The following is a 19,331-nucleotide window of genomic DNA, read 5'->3' on the forward strand; positions in this document are numbered from 1 at the left end:
CCGGTGAATCGCGCTACCTGAGCGATTCTTGCGCCAGCCGGCAAGCTCCAGCAGGAGCGAGCTGGCTGGCGATGCTCTTCAAATCCCCCGCAACACGTCCCCGACTTCAGCAAACCCCGGCCGCGCCAGCACCTGCGGCTGACAGCAGTCGCTGACCAGCGCTTGCAGGCGTTCGTGCTGCCGCGGGCTCAGGCCCGACTCGATCCTTGCCAGCAACTCCTCCAGCAGAATGCCGTAGGCCCGTACTTCGATGCGTTGCAGCGCCCGGGTTTCCTCGGTGTCGGCCAGCGCATGGAAGGACGCCGCGCCAAAATCCCCCAGCAGGCACTCGCCCTCCGGGTTCCACAGAATGTTATGGCCGTACAGGTCGCCGTGGGTGATGCCCTGGCGGTGCAGGTGCGCGCCGACCGAAGCGATGCCGCGGGCCATGCGCAAGGCCGCGTCGGCGCTGAAACGGCTGCTCTCGTCGTAGATGTCGCGAGTGCAGGAGGCCAGGCTCGGCAAGGCCGCCAGGTTGCGGTAGCTCGGCTCGATCAACTGCATCACCAGGCCGTTCTGCCCCTGGGGGTGATCGCTGATCCGGCCTTCGACCCGGATCAGGTTCGGGTGCCGGCCGGCGCTGATGCAGGTGTTCATTTCATGCAGCGGCGAGCCGTCGCTGGTCATGCTGCCCTTGTACAGCTTGACCGCCACCTCGACTGACGCTTGTCCGGGGCGCTGCCAGCGGGCCTGGTGAATCACCCCGGAGGCGCCTTCGCCCAGGCGCTGCTGCAACTCCAGCTCGGCCCAGGGAATCTGCGCCACTGACTCCAGCGCCGCCGCGTCGGCCTCGGATTCCAGCGGGTTGCCGGCATAGGCCAGCCAGGTCAGGCATGGCAGGCCCAGCAGGAAGGCCGGCAATGCGCTGAGGCGGTTGGCGGCGATGCGGATCAGCTCCAGCTGGTGGCATTGGCCGAGGCTCTGGGGCAGTCGGGTCAGGCGGTTGCCGGAGAGCATCAGCTTTTGCAGGTGCGGGCGCTGGCCCAGCTCGTCCGGCAGCTCCTCGATGCGGTTGTCGGTGAGGATCAGCCAGCGCAACAGGGGCGGCAGGGCGGCGGCGGGCACCCGTTCGATCCGGTTGGCCTTGAAACCGACCATGCTCAGTTGCGCGCACTGGCCGACGCAGGCCGGCATTTGCGTGAAGTGGTTATCGGAGCAGAACAGCACCTGCAGGCGGGTCAGGCGGTGCAGGTCGTCCGGCAGGCTGCTCAGGGCGTTGCCGCTGAGGTTGAGCACTTCCAGCGAGTCCGCCAGGTCGAAGATCTCCCGGGGGAATTCGGTCAGCCCGCAAGACAGGTCCAGACGCTTGAGCCCGGCCAATTGACCGGCTCGCAGTTGGGCAAGGGTATCCATGAACAGATTCGACACTCAGGCAGGAGGAGGGCGCGTGGCCCTGGAAATGGCCGCCATGATAGCGGCGCGGGGCGGCGGGTGGCGACCGCCGGTTCAGGGTAGTGGCGTATCCGCGGCGATTTCCTGCAACTGGCCCAGGCGGCTGCGGGTGCGCGCCAGGTCGATGGCGTTGCCGCCCAAGCTCTCGCGCAGGGAGCGTTCGCCGATCAGGGTCAGGTGTTTGTCCTGGTCGTACAGCACGTCGATCAGGTTGATAAAGCGCTGCTGCACGGCAATCGGGCATTCGCCCAGCTCGGGCAGCTCGTCGATGATCCAATGGTCGAAACGCCGGCTCAGCTCCAGGTAGTCCATGACCGCGGTCGGCTGTTCGCACAGGTCACTGAAGGCAAAACCCACGCGGTGTTGTTCGCACAACCGCACCTGGAGCTGGCGCGCGCCGACCATCAGCGCCGAGGTCGGGCTGTTGCGTGGTGGCAGGCCCAGGCTCTGGCGCTGCTGCTCGCTGCCGGGCCACAGGTAACGGCCCTGGGTGAATACCTGCTGCGAATGGCTGCGGGGCTGGCTGCGGTAGTCGTGTGGGCCGCCGACCTCCATCACCTGCATGCGGCTGGCGATCAGGTCGATCACCGGCTTGAAGCGCGCATGGTAGAGCGGGTTGGGCAGCAAGCCCTGGGGGGCGTAGTTGGAGGTCACCAGCAGCAGGATGCCGCGCTGGAACAGGGCCTTGAACAGCCGCGTGATCAGCATCGCGTCGCCGATGTCGTGGACGTGGAACTCGTCGAAGCACAGCACCCGGCAATGGCTGAGCAGTTCGTCGAGGGTGGCCTCCAGGGCGTCGGGCTGCTCACGGTGACGGAACATGCCCTGATGCAGCTGGGCGAAGAAATCGTGGAAGTGCAGGCGCTGTTTTTCCGCCAGCGGGATGGCGCGGAAGAAGCCGTCCAGCAGCCAGCTTTTGCCCCGTCCCACCGCGCCATAAAGATACAGGCTGCGGCTGGCGTGTGGCCTGGCGTCTGGCTGGAGCAGGGCGTTGGCCTGCTGGGCCATGTAGTCGATCACCCGCTGCTGGCTGTGGCTCAGGGTGTAGCCCTGGTCGTGGGCCTTGTGCCGGAAATACTCGTGAATCACCCGGCCATGGCTGGTACTGGCGGCGGGCCGGGCGAAGGCCTTGCCGAAGAACGCGCGCAGCCTGGGCCAGCGCGATGGGCGTAGCGAGCGGTTTGGCGGTAAAGCGGCCAATGGTGTCACCCCGATTGTTCCAGGCCCGCTCCCCCCCTGGAACCGGCGCGGTAATTTAACCAATCCCCGGCCCGGCATCCAGCGCTGTCTGAAGGCACCGATTGGTTCTACGAAAAGCTCGGGTCGGTACAGCTTTTTGCCCGTGTCACTGTGTTCGACCACGGTGCACCGGGCGCTCAGGGGGCTGTTTTATTGGCACGCGGCTTGCCCCCCCGACGCTGGCGATTTCCCCAGCGCTGACTAACCTGAGCTGTACCTATCGTTCCTCAAAAGGATTGAGGCGTTGAATGGCAAGCTGGTTTTCGCAGTCATGAGCATGCTGCTTGGCGCGACGGCATGGGCCGCGGAGCTCCAGGTGGAGGTCCGGGTCAACGTGCAGCGTGGCTGCCAGCTGGTGGGGCAGCAGCGCGATGCCGGCATCGAGCAACTGGGCGTGCTGGATTTTGGCAGCAGCCCGCGCCTCGACAACCCCGCCGGTCCCCTCAGCGCGGCGTTGCTCGACGCCCGCCTGCCCAGGCTCGAATGCAACCCGGACACCCCTTATCAATTGCGCGTCGACGGCGGACAACACGGAGGCGTCGGCGAAGTGCGCTACCTGGCCGGCAGTGCCGAACACAGCAAACCCATTCCGTATCGCCTGTACCAGGACCCGGCCCGGCGCATTCCGCTGCCGGTGAACGTGCCGGTGAGCGGCCGGGTGCCGGACTCGGGGTCGGTGGACCTGCCGTTGTACGGGCGGATCGAACCGTTGGCCGAGATCCCGCGGGTCAGTCGTTATTCCGACCTGCTGAAAGTGACGGTTACCTGGTAGTGACTGTGAAGGAGCCGTCCGGTGGGTCCGGGCGGTACAGGGAAGTCGCTCGCCATGAGCGGTCAAGGGAGAGTCCTGATGGATCTGGGATGGATGCGGTATGACAAGTAGACGCTGGGCGCTGGCGGCCCTGGGTTCCCTGCTACTGCTGGCTGAGCACGCGCAAGCGGCGATCAGCGGGCAGATCCATGCGCGGCTGACCATCATCGCCGGCTGTGAAGTGACCAATGGCGCCACCAGCACCCCCGAAAGCCCGCTCAGCGACTTCGGCCTGCTGGATTTCGGCCAGCACGGCCCGACCTGGGCCAATCCCCTGAATGCCAGCCTCAGCGGCGCTGGCAATGGCCACCTGGAAGTCGCCTGCAACCCTTCGGTGACCGGGTTCACCGTGACCATCGACGGCGGCCTGAACGGCGACGGCAGCACCCGGCGCCTGAGCAATGGCCGCCAGACCATTGCCTATCGGCTGTTCCTCGATGCGTCCGGCAGCGACAGCTACAGCATCGGTCAACAACACAATTTCGCCGTTACCAGTGGAGCCCAGGTACCGATCCCGGTGTTTGGCTCGGTGGTCGCGAATACCCGCGCGCTGCCGGCAGGGGTCTACACCGACACCCTGACGGTCACGCTGGATTGGTAAACCCCAAGAGGACGAATGTCATGCATATGTTTGTATCCCGGATGGCCCTGGCCCTGCTTGGCCTCGCGATCTTCTCCAGTGCCCAGGCCGCGACGGTCACCGGCCAGATCACGTCCAGCCTGATTCTCACCAGCAGTTGCCAGGTCAACGGCGCAGGCGGCAGCAGCGGCCTGAACTTCGGCGCCCTGAACTTCGGCACCACCGACAGCCTGTTCACCCAGGCCACGGCCCAGGTGCTCGGTGGCGGCGGCGGGGCCTTGTCGATCCTCTGCTCCAGCGGCACCAGCCCGGTGGTGAAGGTCCGCGCGGGCGCCCATGACGGTGAGTCCGCCGGTGGTACCCGGGCCCTGGCCGATGGCAGCGGCAACTTCGTGCCTTACGACTTGTACACCGACTCCGGCCACTCGCAGCTCCTGGCCATCGACGATGTCATCAACCTGGCCACCAGCACCGGTGTGGCGCAGACCGTCAATATCTACGGCAAGGCGCTTGGCAAGGCCGGCCTGCCGGCGGGGACCTACACCGATACCGTCGCCGTCGAACTGACCTTCTGACGCCATGGCCCGTCACGCCTGCGCGGCGCTGGTGCTGTTCGGTGCCAGCAGCCTGCCGCTGCCCCTGGCAGCGGTGACCAGCCAGAGCTTCCAGGTCAGCGCCACGGTGGTCGCCGGGTGTCTGGTGGTGGGCGGGGTGAGCAATTACGGCAGCCTGAACTTCGGCAGCCAGTCGGCGTTGTCCACCAGCACGTTGCAGGTCGCCCTGGCGAGCAGCGTGCAGCTGCAATGCACACCGGGGGTGACCCTGAACATGAGTGTCGACGGCGGCCAGTACAACAGCAGCGGACGGCACATGCAGCTCGATGGCGGCAGTGCGCGGGTGGCTTATCAGCTGTTTCGCGACGCCGCGTTCAGCCAGAGCCTGGGCATTGGCCAGAGCGTGGCGGTGGCCTACAGCGACGCGAACGACATCAGCCTGCCGATCTACGGCCAGGTGCAATTACCGGGTAACCAGCCTGGGGGGACGTACAGCGATGTGCTGCAGGTGCAGCTGTCGTGGTGATGGAGCAAGACCATAAGGAGTAGCAGCATGTATTCGACTTCCCGGCGCTTGCAGGCCATTCGTTGTGCCGTGCTGGCCATGGCGTTGCTGGGGGCGGCCCAGGCAAGCGCCGCCAGCTCGGTGCTGATCTGGCCGATCGACCCGGTGCTGGAGGCCGACCAGCAAGCCAGCGCCTTGTGGCTGGAAAACCGCGGCACGGAAACCGCCAACCTGCAGATCCGGGTCTTTGCCTGGAGCCAGAGCGGCTTCGAGGACCAGTACCAGAACCAGCGGGAGGTGATCGGCAGCCCGCCGGTGGCGAAGATCGCACCCGGGCAGAAGCAACTGGTGCGCCTGACCCGGACCCGCGAAGTCCCGCCCGGCCAGGAACTGGCCTACCGCATCATCATCGATGAAATCCCCTCGGCGCAGCCGCCGATTGCCGAAGGCGAGGGCAAGACGGCGGCGGCCATCCGGTTCCAGATGCGCTATTCGGTGCCGCTGTTCGCCTACGGGGCCGGGCTCTGGAGCAAGGAAGACAGCACCCGCCAGCGCGACCCGAAAAGCGCCGGCGTGCCCGAGCTGAGCTGGCGCAAGGTGGCGGTGGATGGGCGCAATTACGTGGAGGTGCGCAACCAGGGCGCGGTGCATGCGCGCCTGACCGACGTGGCGTTCAAGCAGGCGGGGCAGACCCGGCCGCTGGTGGAAGGGCTGCTGGGCTACGTGCTGCCGGGGGCGATCATGCGCTGGCCGTTGCCCGCTACGCCGACCACGGACGCGGTGCTGCAGGTGCGGGTCAATGGCGCGCCGCAGGTGCAGAGCGTTGCGCCGGCCCGCTAAAGCCGCTTGCCGCCGCGGACAGGCGGGGTTGCAGAGCTGCCGCTCGGGCTGACCGGTAACGGGAACCACGGCTGACCATGGAAGAAAGGTCTCCATCGATGGACGAAAAGCCACAATGAGCCTCGGCGCGGCTCGTCGTTTCTGGCGCCCGGGGTGGGCGGCGAGCGGGCTGTGTTGCTGGGTGTTCGCCTCCGCCAGCCTGGGGGGCGAACTGCCGCCGCCGCCCAGCGGCATGGAAGCGATCAGCGATGCCCAGCTGTTCCTGGAACTGGTGGTCAATCAGATGAATACCGGGCGAGTGATCGCTGTCGAGCAACGTGCCGGACGCCTGTTCGTGCCGGCCCAGGCCCTGCGGGAAAGCGGGATGAAATTGCCCGAGGGGCTCGATGCGCAGGTCGCCCTCGACAGCCTGCGAGGGCTGCACAGCGACTACGACAGCCAGGGCCAGCGCCTGTTGCTGGAGGTGCCGCCGGACTGGCTGCCGGAGCAACGGATCGGCAGCCGCCAGGCCTATCCACGAACCCCGGCGCTGAGCAGTTTCGGCGCCTTGCTCAATTACGATCTGTACCTCAACGACACCGACGATGCCGGCACCTACCTGGCCGCCTGGAACGAGGTGCGGCTGTTCGACAGCTGGGGCACCCTGTCCAACACCGGCCAGTACCGGCGGACCTTTTCCGGCCTCGGCGAGGGCACGCTGAACAACGGCTACCGCCGCTACGACACGACCTGGCGTTACTCCGATGACGAACGCCTGCTGACCTACGAGGCCGGCGACCTGGTCAGCAGCGCCTTGCCCTGGAGCAACGCGGTGCGCCTGGGCGGCGTGCAACTGTCCCGCGACTTTGCCGTGCGCCCGGATCTGGTGACCTACCCCTTGCCGCAGTTCGCCGGGGAGGCGGCGGTGCCGTCCTCGGTGGACCTGTTTATCAACGGCTACAAGTCCAGCAGCGCCGACCTGCAGCCGGGGCCCTACACCCTGACCAATATCCCGTTCATCAACGGTGCCGGCGAAGCGGTGGTGGTGACCACCGATGCCCTGGGGCGACAGGTGTCCACCACCGTGCCGTTCTATGTCACCAGCAGCCTGCTGCAACAAGGCCTGAGCGATTTCTCGGTAGCCGCCGGGACCCTGCGCCGCGACTACACGCTAAAGGATTTCAGCTATGGCCCAGGCGTCACCTCCGGCAGCCTGCGCTACGGTCTGAGCAATAACCTGACCCTGGAAGGCCATGCCGAAGCTGCAGAGTCCCTGACCCTCGGCGGCTTCGGCGGCAACCTGCGCCTGGGCAACTTCGGTGTGCTCAACAGCGCCATCAGCCAGAGCCGCTTCGACGGCCAGGGCGGGCAGCAGATCAGCCTCGGTTACCAGTACAGCAGCCAACGCTACAGCCTCTCCTACCAGCGCATGCAGCGCCGCGACGGCTATGCCGACCTGACGCTGGTGGACAGCCCCTACGCCAGCCTCAGCCAGCGCAGCGAACAGCTGACCCTGAGCCTCAACCTCGAGCGCTACGGCAGCCTCGGCGCCGGCTATTTCGATGTGCGCGCCGCGGACGACTCGCGCACTCGCCTGCTCAACCTGACCTGGAGCAAGCCGCTGTGGCGCAGCAGCAGTTTCTACCTGTCGGCCAACCGTGAGATCGGCGACAGCAACTGGGCGGTCCAGGCCCAACTGGTGATTCCGTTCGACCTCCACGGCAGCCTCAGCCTGAGCAGCGAACGCAGCAAGGACGGGCAGAACCGGCAGCGGGTCAACTACAGCCGGGCGGTGCCCAGCGAGGGCGGCTTCGGCTTCAATCTCGGATATGCCCAGGGCGATGCGCCGGCCTACCGCCAGGCCGACCTGACCTGGCGTTTGCAGTCGGTGCAATTGCAGGCCGGGGTCTATGGTTCCAGCGAGGCGCAAACCCGCTGGGCCGATGCCAGCGGTTCGCTGGTGTGGATGGACCACCAGGTGTTCGCCGCCAATCGCATCGATGACGCCTTCGTGGTGGTCAGCACCGACGGTTACCGGGATATTCCGGTGCGCTATGAAAACCAGCTGGTAGGAAGCACCGATAAGAACGGCCATCTGCTGGTGCCCTGGAGCAGCGCCTATTACCGCGGCAAATACGAGATCGACCCGCTGAACCTGCCGGCCAACGTGCAGAGCCCGCTGGTCGAACAGCGGGTCGCGGTGCGTCGTGGCAGCGGCTATCTGGTGGAGTTCCCCTTGACCCGCATCCTCGCCGCCAGCCTGGTCCTGGTGGACGCTCGGCACCATGAGTTGCCCCTGGGCAGCCTGGTGACCCACGAACAGAGCGGCGCCCAGACGGTGGTGGGCTGGGACGGCCTGGTGTACCTGGAAAACCTGGCGCCGAACAACAACCTGCGGGTCAGCCTCGCCGACGGCAGCAGCTGCCAGGTGAGCTTTGCCCTGGAGCCGGAGCAGGAACAGGTGCCGTTGATCGGGCCGCTGGTGTGTCAGTGAGGATGCATGAACGGAATCGGGAGTCAGTGAACATGGACAGGTTGCGTCGTTTTTGGGGGCGGGGGTTGTTGCTGCTGGCGCTGCTGTTGCCAGGGGCGGCCCAGGCCCTGTGCTCGGTGGTCAGTACCTCGCCGGCGAGTTTCGGCACCCTCAGTTCGATCCTGGTGCGCACCACCTCGCAACCTGCTTCCAGCACCAACGCCGGCCTGGCCTGCACCGGCTCGTTGGCGACCCTGATGGCCAGCAACGACCATTTCTACGCCACCATCACCTCCTCGCAGAGCGGGCTGCTGGGCCCCACCGGCGATGTCATCGGCTACACGATCTACGGCGACAACAGCACCAATTACCCCATCACCCGCGGCGTGCAGTTCGACTTCGCGCGCAACTCCATCGTCGACGCCCTGGGGCTGCTGGGCAGCCCGACCGTGGCCAAGGCCATACCGATCTACCTGGGCAGCATCACCGGCAGCAACGTCGCCGCCGGCATCTACACCGAGACCCTGAGCATTGCCTGGAGCTGGAACTACTGCGCGGGGATCGGTGCGCTGGGCGCATGCCTGGGGCGCGATATCGGCAGCGGCGTCGCCAGCCTGACGGTCAACCTGACGGTGGCCAACGACTGCGTGATCACCGCGCCCAACATCAGCTTCGGCAGCGCGCCGGTGATCAGCGCCTTCGCCACTGTCAGCGGGCAGACCATCAACCTCGCCTGTACCAAGGGCAGTGCCTACACCGTGGGCCTGGACGATGGCCAGCAGCCCGTCAGCGTCGGCGGGCGGCGGCGGATGATCTCGGGGGGCAACTACCTGGCCTACGACATCTTCAAAAGCGCCGGCACCACCCGCTGGGGCAGCGTGGGCGCGGCGCGGCGGGCCAGTTCCGGCGCCGAGGTGAACCCCGGCAACGGCCTGGGCACCGGCAGCCAGGTGTTCAACTACAACGCCCGGATCTACACCGACCAGGCCACGCCGCCGGCGGGGACCTATATCGACAACGTGGTGCTGGATGTGGGGTTTTAAGGGGGGAGTGCCCCTATTGTGCTAGTCGCAGGTGTTTGTGGTGTGGCGCAGATCCTGCGGCTGCTTCGCTGCCGATCGCAGCCTGCGGCAGCGGCTACAGGAGAAGGTGATGGCCCAGATGACGGGGTCGAGGTAGCCGCTGCCGCAGGCTGCGATAGGTCCGAAGGACCTCTGGCGGTCTCAAGGCCGGCCCACGGGGATGCGGCTGCCATGGGTCAGAACTTCTGGGTATCCTGCAGCCGCTGCGCCACCGCCGAACCGCTGGGGCTGACCATGGCGTAGTTGTAGCCGCTGTCGGACCAGTAGTCGGCCTGCAGTTCGCCATCGCTGCGGCTGCCCCGGGGCAGCAGGTAGTTCTTCGGTCCCGGCGGGCGGATATAGAAACTGATCCTGTGCCCACCCTGGTCCTCGTACAGCACCATCGCCGCCGGTCCTTGATCGGTGCTCAGCAAACGCCCGCTGACCGCCTGGAACCCGGCCTCGCGCAGGTCCGGCAGGCGCTCGGCCTGGGTGAAATAGCGATCGAGCCAGGCCTGCATGGCGCCGTTGCCCCGGACTTCGAGGTCGGCCGGGAGGACGCCTTGCTGGGCGAACAGGCGATAGGCCTGCAGGGCGTCGGTCATTGGCAGCGGCAGAGCACTGGCCAGGGTCATTTCCCGCGCCTGCCAGCCACTCAGGCCGCCGACGCCGAGGGCGATCAACAGCAGCGCGGCGCTGGCCAGGTGGCGGCGCGACTGGCGCTTGAGGCGCTGGCGAATCAGCGCCGGGTCGAGGTTGGGGTTGACCGGTTGCTGCAAGGCACCGCCGAGGGCCGCGCGCAGCTGCTGGGCGTCCTGCTGCCAGGCCTGGACCTGGGCGGCGAGCTGCGGGTGGCTGCTCAGGTAGGTCTCCAGCAGGCGCCGGTCGCTCTCGCTGAGCTGATGGTCGACGTAGGCGTGCAGATCGCGTTCGCTGGGGGGCAGGCTGATCATTTGAGTATCCGCAAAGAAGGGCTGCTGATTTCGCCGTCGCTGAGCTGGCGCAGGGCCTGGCGCGCCCGGGACAGGCGGGACATCACGGTGCCGGTGGGCACGTCGAGGATAGTGGCGACTTCCTTGTAGCTCAGGCCCTCCACCGAGACCCAGAGCAACAGCGCGCGCTGTTCGGCGGGCAGGCGGTCGAAGGCTTCCAGGGTCGATTGCGCGACCACGCTGCGTTCCACCGAAGGCTGGGCGTCGTCGCGCCCGGTGAAGAATTCCAGCATGCGCGCATAACGCCGTGAGCGGCGGTGCGCGTCGAGAAACTGGCGGTAGAGAATGGCGAACAGCCAGGCCCGCAGATCGCCCTCGGGGCGTTTTTCGCCCCAGCTCGACAGCGCCCGTTCCAGGCTCGCTTGCACCAGGTCGTCGGCGCTGCTGGGCTGACGGCTCAGGGACAGGGCGAAACGCCGCAACCGGGGGATGATTTCACGCAGCTGTTCGTCGATATCGTTCATGGGTTCCTGCGGATCGTTGGCCAGTCGCTACGCTTGCAACAGCGTGCTTGCAACAGCCAGACGCCTGGTCGTGCAGGTTATTCCAGTGCTCGGAAAATAAATATCGGCGACGGGAATAAAGCTTGCCGGGGTACGTCTGACCTGTCCTTTCCACCTGTGGCCCGCGGCCCTGGAGATATTCATGGTAGATCGTCCATCACCCCCTGATCGTCCGCCCTTGAGCGCGGCCAGCCTGAGCCTGCGTCTGGGCGGGATCGCCCTGGTGGTCGCGGCCCTGGCCGGCGCCATGGCTTATGTAAACGGCACTTTCGATCCGCAGCGCCTGACCCCCAAGGCCCTGGTGGATGTGCTGGAGAAAAACAACGGCGTACATCCGGGCTTCCGTCGCAACCACGCCAAGGGTGTGTGCGTGGTCGGTTATTTCGAGAGCAGCGGCGAAGCCCGCAGCTATTCCAGCGCCCAGGTGTTCAACGAAGCGCGGACCCCGGTGGTCGGGCGTTTCGCCTTGCCCCCCGGCAACCCCTATGCACCTGACGGCAGTGTGCCGATCCGCAGCCTGGCGCTGCGTTTCACTCAGGCCAACGGCCAGCAATGGCGCACCGGGATGAACAGCATGCCGGTGTTCCCGGTGGGCACCCCCGAAGCGTTTTACCAGTTGCAGCAGGCCAGTGCGCCAGACCCGGCGACCGGCAAGCCGAACCCGGCCAGCGTGCCGGCGTTTTTCGCCGCCCACCCGGAAGCCATGCCGTTCCTGCAATGGATCAAAAGCGCCAAGCCCTCGGCCAGCTACGCCACCGAAACCTACAACGGCATCAACGCGTTTTACCTGGTGAGCGCCACCGGGCAACGCCAGGCGGTGCGCTGGGGCGTGGTGCCGCTGACCCAGGACGCGCCCGACGCGGTGGTGCCTGAGGGTAACGACTTCCTGGAAAAAGACCTGGTGCAGCGCCTGGCTGCGGGGCCGTTGCGCTGGCGCTTGAGCATCACCCTGGCCAACCCGGGCGACCCGACCGACGACGCCAGCAAGGCCTGGCCCAGCGAGCGCAAGGTGCTGAATGCCGGGACCCTGGTGCTGGAGCGCAGCCAGCCGCAGAACGAGGGCGAATGCCGCGACATCAACTACGACCCGCTGGTGCTGCCGAGCGGCATTGCCGCCTCCGACGACCCGCTGCTGGCGGCCCGTTCGGCGGCTTACGCCAGTTCCTATCTGCGCCGCACCAGTGAAGTCGATCAATTGCCCCACGCTGCCCAGGAGTCCCGCCCATGAGCGCCCAACCAAACCACTTCGCGCCACTGGCGCGCCTGCTGCACTGGCTGATGGCGCTGATGATCATCGGCATGCTGTTTATCGGCGCCGGCATGGTGACCTCGGTGTCCGAGCGCCATGAGTGGCTGATCCACCTGCACAAGCCGCTGGGCATTGCCATTCTGCTGTTGGTGATCGTGCGCCTGGTCGTGCGCTTTTCCACCCGGCAACCGCCACTGCCGGCGGACCTGCCGGGCTGGCAGGCGTTGGCGGCCAAGGCCTCCCATGTGCTGCTGTACGCGCTGATGCTGATCCTGCCGCTGCTGGGCTGGGCGATGATTTCAGCGGCGGGTGATCCGGTGATGCTTGGCAGTTCGCTGCAGCTGCCGTCGCTCCTGCCTGCCAATGCCCCGCTGTTCGCCTGGTTGCGCAAGGCCCACGGCTTTCTCGCCTACCTGCTGTTCCTGACGGTGCTGCTGCATCTGGCGGCGGCGCTGTTCCATGGCTGGGTGCGCCGCGACGGGGTGCTGGAAAGCATGCTGCGCGGCAAGGGCTGAGAGCAGGGCAGTGCGCTCAAGAGCCCTGGCAATGTGTTTCAACCGGCACACACCGGGGCTTTGCGCGGGTTCAGGCTCCACCGCCAGTACAGCAGCGCCACGCCATTGATCGCGGCGCCCAGCAGGCATACCCCGGTCCAGCCCGCCCAGGCGTACAGGGCGGTGGCGCCGATCGAGCCGCTGGCGCTGCCGATCGAATAGAACAGCATGTAGCCCGCGGCCAGGCGGCTCTGGGCCTCGGGGCGGGTGCTGTAGATCAGGCTCTGGCTGGTGACATGCACCGCCTGCAAACCCAGGTCGAAGACGATCACCCCCAGCAGCAGGGCCCAGAGCGACGATTGGGTGTAGGCGATCGGCCACCAGGAGGCCAGCATCAGGCTCAGCGCCAGGCCGCTGGTCCATTGTCCCAGGCCACGGTCGGCCAAGCGTCCGGCACGCGAGGCGCCCAGGGCTCCGGCCGCCCCGGCGAGGCCGAACAGGCCGATCTCGGTGTGCGACAGCGACAGCGGCGGGGCGCTCAGGGGCAGCACCAGCGGGGTCCATAACACGGTGCCGGCACCGAAGATCAGCATCGCCAGCACCGCTCGGTCGCGCAGGACCTTTTCTTCGCGGAACAGACCGAACAGCGAACGGATCAGTTGGCCGTAGCTGTGCATTGCCGCCGGTTGCTCGACCTTGGGCAGCACCCGCCACAACAGCAGCGCCATCAGCAGGGTCAGCCCGGCCGACAGCAGGTACACCGAACGCCAGCCGGCCAGGTCGGCCATGGTTCCCGAGACCGTGCGCGCCAACAGGATCCCGAGCACGATGCCGCTGGTCACGCTACCCACCACCTGGCCACGTTCGCCTGGCGCGGCCAGGTTGGCGGCATAGGCCACCAGCACCTGGGTCACCACCGCGAGCAGCCCGGTCAGGGCCATGCCCAGCAACAGCCAAGTGCTGTCCGCCGCCAGCGCCACCATCAACAGGGCCACGACCGACAAGCTCGTCTGGCCGACGATCAGGCGCCGGCGGTTCAGCAGGTCGCCCAGCGGCACCAGGAACAGCAGGCCGAGACCGTAGCCGACCTGGGTCAGGGTGATGACCAGGCCGATGGTCGCTCGCGGCATGTCCAGGCTGTGGGCCATGGCATCGAGCAGGGGTTGGGCGTAATAGACATTGCCCACCGCCAGCCCGCAGGCAATGGCAAAGAGCAGCACCACCGACGCCGGAATGGTGGCGGATGGCAAAGGGGCGATTGCGGCTGTCATGCTCGGCTCCGTGAGTTCTGGTTGCTTTATGAAACCAGTTGTACGGTAGAGAGGCTGGTTTTATATTGCAACCACTTTCCTGTCGCGAGTCTGCATCATGGTCAAACGCACAAGCCTGGAGGGCGCCGAGTGCCCGGTGGCCCGTTCGCTGGACGCTATCGGTGACTGGTGGTCGCTGCTGATCATTCGCGATGCCTTTGACGGCATCCGCCGCTTCAGCGAGTTCCAGCGCAATCTGGGGATGGCCAAGAACATCCTCGCCGCCCGCCTGCGGACCCTGGTGGCCCACGGCATCTTCGAGGTGCTGCCGGCGTCCGACGGCAGTGCCTATCAGGAGTACGTGCTGACGCAGAAGGGCAACGGCCTGTTCAACCTGATCATCGGTCTGCGGCAGTGGGGCGAGGCGTATTTCTACGAGGAGGGGGAAGCGCATTCGCTGATGGTCGACCGCGAGCAGGGACTGCCGCTGCGACCGCTGGAGCTGCGCTCGGCGGATGGGCGCTTGCTCGGGCCCGAGGATTGCCGGCGGGTGCCGGTGCAATAGGCGCCGGCCGCGGTTCGCGCCGCGGCCAGCGCAGCAGGATCAGCGCAGGATGCCGACCATGTCGGCCACGGTGCTGAGGACGTCCTTGCCCAGTTGCATCGAGCGTTTGCCCGACCAGCCGGTGAGCGGGTTGGGGTTATCGTCGTGGTCCTTGAACGGCATTTCCAGGGTCAGCGACAGGCAGTCGAACTTCTCGCCGACGCTGTTGCAGGCCAGGGTCATATTGGCTTCGCCGGGCTTGTCCCTGGTGTAGCCGTGGGTGGTCTGGAAGTCCCGGGTCTTGTGTTTCAGGTGGCTGCGGAAGTGCTCCTCGAGCTTGGCCAGGCGCGGCGTGTAGCCCGGGTTGCCTTCGCAGCCGGCGGTGAACACATGGGGGATTTCTTCGTCGCCGTGCACGTCGAGGAACAGGTCGACGCCGTACTGCTCCATCTGCTGCTGGACGAACAGCACTTCCGGGCTGAGCTCCTGGCTGGCGCTCTGCCAGGCGCGGTTCAGGTCCTGGCCCATGGCGTTGGTGCGCAAGTGGCCGTGGAAGGCGCCGTCGGGGTTCATGTTCGGCACCAGGTACAGATCGGCGCTGGCCAGCAGCCTGTTCAGCTCGGCATCGTCACGGTGCTGCAGGCGTTCGATCACGCCCTCCATGAACCATTCGGCCATGTGCTCGCCAGGGTGCTGCTGGGCGATGATCCAGACCTTGCGTCGGCCTTCGCCGCCGCTGCCTTTGCGCAGCAGCTGGATATCGCGACCCTCGACGCTTTTGCCGGTGGCCAGCAGTTCGGCGCCGGCCTTGGTCAGCGCCTGCTCGATCAGCCAGTCATGCCGGCCGCGGCTGTAGGGTTCGAAATAGGCGAACCAGGCGTGGGTCTGGGTGGCTTCAAGGCAGAAGCGCAGGGTGTCGCCTTCAAAAATCGTCGGCACGCGGAACCAGTTGACGTGGTCGTAGGACGCCACCGCCTGATAACCGCTCCAGGCCTTGTTGTACGAGGACTTGCTGGCATTACTCAGGCGGAACCAGTGTTCCTGGCCGACACGCAGGCCGCTGGCCTTGAAGTGGAACCACTGGAAATGCGCGCTGCGAGTATCGGGCTTGATGGCCAGCAGGACTTGCGAGGGGTTGCTGGCATCCAGTACTTCGATATTGCCGCTGTCGAAATTGGCAGAGATTTGAAACGAGCTTTGAGCCACGGTCATGGTCGATTCCTGAACAGGATTTTTTATGGCCGTTACTTTAGCAAGGCAGGGAAAATACCGGGGTAATTTCCACGGGAGAGGGGGGCGTCGTCCTTGACGCGAAAGCAGCTTAGAAGCTATGCGATTGATTCTCAAGCGCTGTTTTTGCATTTGCGAGCCGTTGCGGCGGGCGTCGGCTTGCAATGAGGCATTCTTTTGCTATCATCGCCGCCAATTTAGCGGGACCCAGTCTTCATTAGCCTGAAGCCAAGCCAGAAAAACTGGCAGAAAAAAAAGACCCGGCAAAAAGCCGGGTCAAAAACCGTGATTAGCCTGATGAGGAGATAATCCAGGAGTCCGACCTAAGGTCTCTTGGGTTATCGACTGATCTCGCGACCAGTTGCTTGCAATAATAATCATTATCATTTGCAAGTCAAATGTTTTTCCCCGCCGTTTAGAAAATAATTTCCTGTCCCTGTTGTCAGCCTTGTTCATCGGCCGGATCGGCCGTGGGCGAATTCTGCCGCGCATCTCATTCCTGGCGCTGGCTGTCCAGCGAGCGATCCACCAGCGCCTTGGCCATGTCGATCATGTGCACCACGGAAAACGCCAGGTCCCGCCGGGTTCCCCGCAGGTGGTCGGCGGCCTCGTAGGCGCTGGCCGCGGCACAACGCAGCAGGTCGGAAGCGTGGATCATCGCTTCCTCGCTGCTGATGCTGTCTTTGACTTCGAAGAACTTCTCGTCGATCGACGCTTCTGCAATAGCCGGCTTCAAGTAGTAGTCCATGGCCCGGCGGGCGGCCTCGCTGTCCTTGAGGGCGTTGAAGCCGACATCGGTTTCCAGTTCCGGTGCATCTTTGCTGGTTGTGCTCATGAGCGGTTCCATCCTTTGACGTGGAATAAGAGGGTCTGAGGAATGGTAATACTTAATGTATTTGTGACTAGGTTTCAAATACTACAACTTGTGTGTTGAGGGCGGAAATACACAACGTATTGTTCCGGTCCATGGACAAATGGATCGAGTTGGTTAAATCCAACATGAAGGACCGCAAGGTCACACAAGAAAAGCTCGCGGAGCGCCTGGGCATGTCCCAGGGCGGCATCGGCCATTGGCTGAGCAAACGGCGCCAGCCGAAGATCGAAGACATGAACCGGGTGCTGGAAGAAATCGGCCTGGGTTTTCTCGAAGTCGCGCTGGTGATCCGCGAAAAACCACAGGTGGATGACGAGGGCCAGTTGCTGCTGGAAGGGCCGTCACTGGTGCAGAAGTACAACCCGTACTTTCGCTACCCGGTCAGCGACTGGCGGGGCGTTGGCGAGGTGCGCGAGGCCGGTGGTGCGGGCTACGCCGCCGAGCGTTACGAGCTCTCCGACTACCAGGCCGAAGGCTCGGCGTTCTGGCTGGTCGTGGTGGGCGACGCGATGATTGCCCCCAGTGGCCTGAGCATCGCCCAGGACATGTTGATCCTGGTGGATCCGGCGGTGGAAGCGGTTCCCGGCAAGCTGGTGATCGTGCAATGCCCGGGCAGTACCGAAGCGATTTTCCGCAAGCTGGTGGAAGAGGGTGGGCAACGTTATCTGGTGCCGTTGAATCCGACTTATCCGAAGACGCTTTACAGCGATGAGTGTCGGATTATTGGTGTGGTAGTGCAGGCTACCGCTAAATTCTGACGTAAAAATACGATCGTTCCCGCAAAGCTGCGGGAACGATCTTCTGCCTCAGGAGCTTATTCCAGCTCCACCAGGGCACTTCCCTCACTGACCATCTCGCCTTCTTGGCAATACAGCGCCTTGACCACCCCGGCTTGCGGTGCGCGGATGCTGTGTTCCATCTTCATCGCCTCCAGAACCACCAGTTGCGCGCCGGCTTCGACACTCTGCCCGGCCTGCACCAGGACCCGCACGATGCTGCCGTTCATGGGCGCGGTCAGGCCGCCATGATGACTGTGGCTGGCCTCCACCGCGGCAATCGGGTCATAGGCCGTGACCCGGTGCATCTCGCCCTGCCACTGCAGGTACAGGCTGTCGCCCTGGCGAATCGCCCGGTGCTGCTGGCGCAGTCCCTTGTGTTCGATCGACAGCTGTTCGCCGTGCAAGGCAATGGCCGCGTTGGTGTCCAGCTTGATCGCCCGGTCCTGGCCCTCGCAGTCGAGGTGCAGCACGGTTTCCCGCGGCAGGCCGATGCGCAGGCCATTGGCCTTGGCCCAGGGGGAATGACGGTCGTCGGCGCGCAGCTGGTCCGGCTGGCTCTGGGCGAACGCCTGGGCGGCGGCTTGCCAGAACTCGTCGCTCAAGGCGGTGGCCGGTGGCAGCAACTGATCCTGATAACGCGGGATAAAGCCGGTATCCAGCTCGGCGGCGGCGAAGGCCGGATGGGCGATGATGCGCCGCAGGAACGCCAGGTTGGTCTTCAGCCCGCCGATGGCGAACTCGTCGAGCATCCCCAGCAGACGCAAACGCGCCTGCTCGCGGTTCTCGCCCCAGGCGATCAGCTTGCCGAGCATCGGGTCGTAGAACGGCGACACGCTGTCGCCTTCCTCGACGCCGCTGTCCACCCGCCGTCCAGGGCCCGCCGCCGATTCGCGGTACAACGCCAGGCGCCCGGTGGCCGGGAGGAAGTCGTTGCCCGGGTCCTCGGCGTACAGCCGCACTTCGATCGCATGCCCGATCAGCGGCACTTGGTCCTGGGTGATCGGCAGCGCTTCGCCCTGGGCCACGCGGATTTGCCAGGCCACCAGGTCCAGCCCGGTGATGGCTTCAGTGACCGGGTGCTCCACTTGCAGGCGGGTGTTCATTTCCATGAAGAAGAATTCGCCGCGGGCGTCCAGCAGGAACTCCACGGTGCCGGCGCCGACGTAACCGATGGCCAGGGCCGCACGCACCGCGGCTTCGCCCATGGCCTTGCGCTGTTCGGCGCTCAGGCCGGGGGCCGGGGCTTCTTCGACGACTTTCTGGTGGCGCCGCTGGATCGAGCAATCGCGCTCGTTGAGGTACAGGCAGTTGCCGTGCTGGTCGGCGAACACCTGGATCTCCACGTGGCGCGGCTTGAGCACGTACTTTTCCACCAGCATCCGCGAGTCGCCGAAGGACGACTGCGCTTCCCGCTGGGCCGAGGCCAGGGCTTCGGCCAGTTGGCTGACGTCCTCCACCACTTTCATGCCCTTGCCGCCACCGCCGGCGGTGGCCTTGAGCAGCACCGGGTAGCCGATGCGTTCGGCGGCGACGCGGAAGGTTTCCAGGTCCTGGGCTTCGCCGTGATAACCGGGGACCAGGGGCACGCCGGCGGTTTCCATCAGCGCCTTGGCCGCCGACTTGCTGCCCATGGCGTCGATGGCCGACGCCGGCGGGCCGAGGAAGATCAGGCCGGCGGCTTCGATGGCGCGGGCGAAGCCGGCGTTTTCCGAGAGAAAGCCGTAGCCGGGGTGAATCGCCTGGGCGCCGCTGGCCTTGGCGGCGGCGATCAGTTTGTCGATCTGCAGGTAGCTGTCGGCGGCCTTGCTACCGCCCAGGTCTATGCGCAGGTCGGCTTCGCGGCTGTGGCGGGCGTCACGGTCGGTGGCGCTGTGCACGGCCACGGTGGTCAGGCCCAGGGCCTTGGCGGTGCGCATCACGCGGCAGGCGATCTCGCCGCGGTT

19 protein-coding genes are annotated in these 19,331 nt (G+C 65.7%); 11 read left to right on the plus strand and 8 right to left on the minus strand.

From position 1 onward, the window contains the following. Window positions 1-78 precede the first annotated feature (78 nt). Together J4D28_RS19005 and zapE are read right to left on the minus strand one after the other, a co-directional pair. Complete coding sequence (locus J4D28_RS19005; protein ID WP_103331412.1) at window positions 79-1,392, minus strand: leucine-rich repeat-containing protein kinase family protein; 1,314 nt, start codon at window positions 1,390-1,392, stop codon at window positions 79-81. Window positions 1,393-1,485: 93 nt separating this feature from the next. Beyond that, window positions 1,486-2,631 carry a cell division protein ZapE gene (zapE, locus tag J4D28_RS19010; protein ID WP_103331413.1) on the minus strand — a complete coding sequence of 382 codons (1,146 nt, stop codon included), beginning with the start codon at window positions 2,629-2,631 and terminating at the stop codon, window positions 1,486-1,488. 310 nt (window positions 2,632-2,941) lie between these two features. Here zapE and J4D28_RS19015 point away from each other — a divergent pair, with 310 nt between their 5' ends. The 7 genes from J4D28_RS19015 to J4D28_RS19045 all read left to right on the plus strand — a co-directional run bounded on the left by J4D28_RS19015 (window position 2,942) and on the right by J4D28_RS19045 (window position 9,455). Then, complete coding sequence (locus tag J4D28_RS19015) at window positions 2,942-3,442, plus strand: spore coat U domain-containing protein (protein ID WP_371920944.1); 501 nt, start codon at window positions 2,942-2,944, stop codon at window positions 3,440-3,442. A 100-nt stretch (window positions 3,443-3,542) separates the two neighbouring features. Next, window positions 3,543-4,082 (plus strand): spore coat U domain-containing protein, encoded by a 540-nt coding sequence (locus tag J4D28_RS19020; protein ID WP_009049833.1) that lies wholly within the window; start codon window positions 3,543-3,545, stop codon window positions 4,080-4,082. 20 nt (window positions 4,083-4,102) lie between these two features. After that, window positions 4,103-4,636, plus strand: a complete 534-nt coding sequence (locus J4D28_RS19025; RefSeq protein WP_009049832.1) for a spore coat U domain-containing protein — start codon at window positions 4,103-4,105, stop codon at window positions 4,634-4,636. A gap of 4 nt (window positions 4,637-4,640) precedes the next feature. Beyond that, entirely contained in the window at window positions 4,641-5,141 is a 501-nt protein-coding gene (locus tag J4D28_RS19030; protein ID WP_103331414.1) for a spore coat U domain-containing protein, read from the plus strand. A 27-nt stretch (window positions 5,142-5,168) separates the two neighbouring features. Continuing rightward, window positions 5,169-5,960: a molecular chaperone gene (locus tag J4D28_RS19035; protein ID WP_103331415.1), complete on the plus strand. Its 792-nt coding sequence runs from the start codon at window positions 5,169-5,171 to the stop codon at window positions 5,958-5,960. A 115-nt stretch (window positions 5,961-6,075) separates the two neighbouring features. After that, window positions 6,076-8,433 (plus strand): fimbria/pilus outer membrane usher protein, encoded by a 2,358-nt coding sequence (locus J4D28_RS19040; protein ID WP_103331416.1) that lies wholly within the window; start codon window positions 6,076-6,078, stop codon window positions 8,431-8,433. Between the two features lie 32 nt (window positions 8,434-8,465). Further along, the gene (locus tag J4D28_RS19045) at window positions 8,466-9,455 is read left to right on the plus strand and encodes a spore coat U domain-containing protein (protein ID WP_103331417.1); all 990 of its coding nucleotides are present in this window, start codon (window positions 8,466-8,468) and stop codon (window positions 9,453-9,455) included. Between the two features lie 215 nt (window positions 9,456-9,670). Here the strand turns inward: J4D28_RS19045 and J4D28_RS19050 are convergent, their stop codons facing one another. Beyond that, the gene (locus J4D28_RS19050; protein WP_009049827.1) at window positions 9,671-10,426 is read right to left on the minus strand and encodes an anti-sigma factor; all 756 of its coding nucleotides are present in this window, start codon (window positions 10,424-10,426) and stop codon (window positions 9,671-9,673) included. Then, window positions 10,423-10,929 carry an RNA polymerase sigma factor gene (locus J4D28_RS19055; protein ID WP_009044629.1) on the minus strand — a complete coding sequence of 169 codons (507 nt, stop codon included), beginning with the start codon at window positions 10,927-10,929 and terminating at the stop codon, window positions 10,423-10,425. Before J4D28_RS19055 ends, J4D28_RS19050 begins: the two co-directional genes overlap by 4 nt. A gap of 181 nt (window positions 10,930-11,110) precedes the next feature. Between J4D28_RS19055 and J4D28_RS19060 the strand changes: the two genes are divergently transcribed. Further along, entirely contained in the window at window positions 11,111-12,196 is a 1,086-nt protein-coding gene (locus J4D28_RS19060) for a catalase family peroxidase (protein WP_103331418.1), read from the plus strand. Next, window positions 12,193-12,732: a cytochrome b gene (locus tag J4D28_RS19065; protein ID WP_041986288.1), complete on the plus strand. Its 540-nt coding sequence runs from the start codon at window positions 12,193-12,195 to the stop codon at window positions 12,730-12,732. The genes J4D28_RS19060 and J4D28_RS19065 overlap by 4 nt, the downstream gene beginning before the upstream one ends. A 38-nt stretch (window positions 12,733-12,770) precedes the next feature. On the opposite strand, the gene J4D28_RS19070 is transcribed toward J4D28_RS19065, so the two are convergent. Next, window positions 12,771-13,982 (minus strand): MFS transporter, encoded by a 1,212-nt coding sequence (locus J4D28_RS19070; RefSeq protein ID WP_009049824.1) that lies wholly within the window; start codon window positions 13,980-13,982, stop codon window positions 12,771-12,773. 97 nt (window positions 13,983-14,079) lie between these two features. On the opposite strand from J4D28_RS19070, the gene J4D28_RS19075 reads away from it, so the two are divergent. Beyond that, the gene (locus J4D28_RS19075; protein WP_009049823.1) at window positions 14,080-14,526 is read left to right on the plus strand and encodes a helix-turn-helix domain-containing protein; all 447 of its coding nucleotides are present in this window, start codon (window positions 14,080-14,082) and stop codon (window positions 14,524-14,526) included. Window positions 14,527-14,565: 39 nt separating this feature from the next. On the opposite strand, the gene J4D28_RS19080 is transcribed toward J4D28_RS19075, so the two are convergent. Continuing rightward, window positions 14,566-15,717, minus strand: a complete 1,152-nt coding sequence (locus J4D28_RS19080; protein WP_009049822.1) for a M14-type cytosolic carboxypeptidase — start codon at window positions 15,715-15,717, stop codon at window positions 14,566-14,568. Window positions 15,718-16,228: 511 nt separating this feature from the next. Next, window positions 16,229-16,570 carry a DUF6124 family protein gene (locus J4D28_RS19085; RefSeq protein ID WP_009049821.1) on the minus strand — a complete coding sequence of 114 codons (342 nt, stop codon included), beginning with the start codon at window positions 16,568-16,570 and terminating at the stop codon, window positions 16,229-16,231. A 131-nt stretch (window positions 16,571-16,701) separates the two neighbouring features. On the opposite strand from J4D28_RS19085, the gene J4D28_RS19090 reads away from it, so the two are divergent. After that, window positions 16,702-17,367, plus strand: a complete 666-nt coding sequence (locus tag J4D28_RS19090; RefSeq protein WP_009049820.1) for a LexA family transcriptional regulator — start codon at window positions 16,702-16,704, stop codon at window positions 17,365-17,367. A gap of 56 nt (window positions 17,368-17,423) precedes the next feature. Here the strand turns inward: J4D28_RS19090 and J4D28_RS19095 are convergent. Then, on the minus strand, window positions 17,424-19,331 hold a 1,908-nt coding region (locus J4D28_RS19095; RefSeq protein WP_207246441.1), incomplete at its 5' end, for an acetyl/propionyl/methylcrotonyl-CoA carboxylase subunit alpha.

Origin of the sequence: Pseudomonas sp. GW531-T4 (genome assembly GCF_017349615.1) — a bacterium.
Lineage (GTDB): Bacteria > Pseudomonadota > Gammaproteobacteria > Pseudomonadales > Pseudomonadaceae > Aquipseudomonas > Aquipseudomonas chlororaphis_I.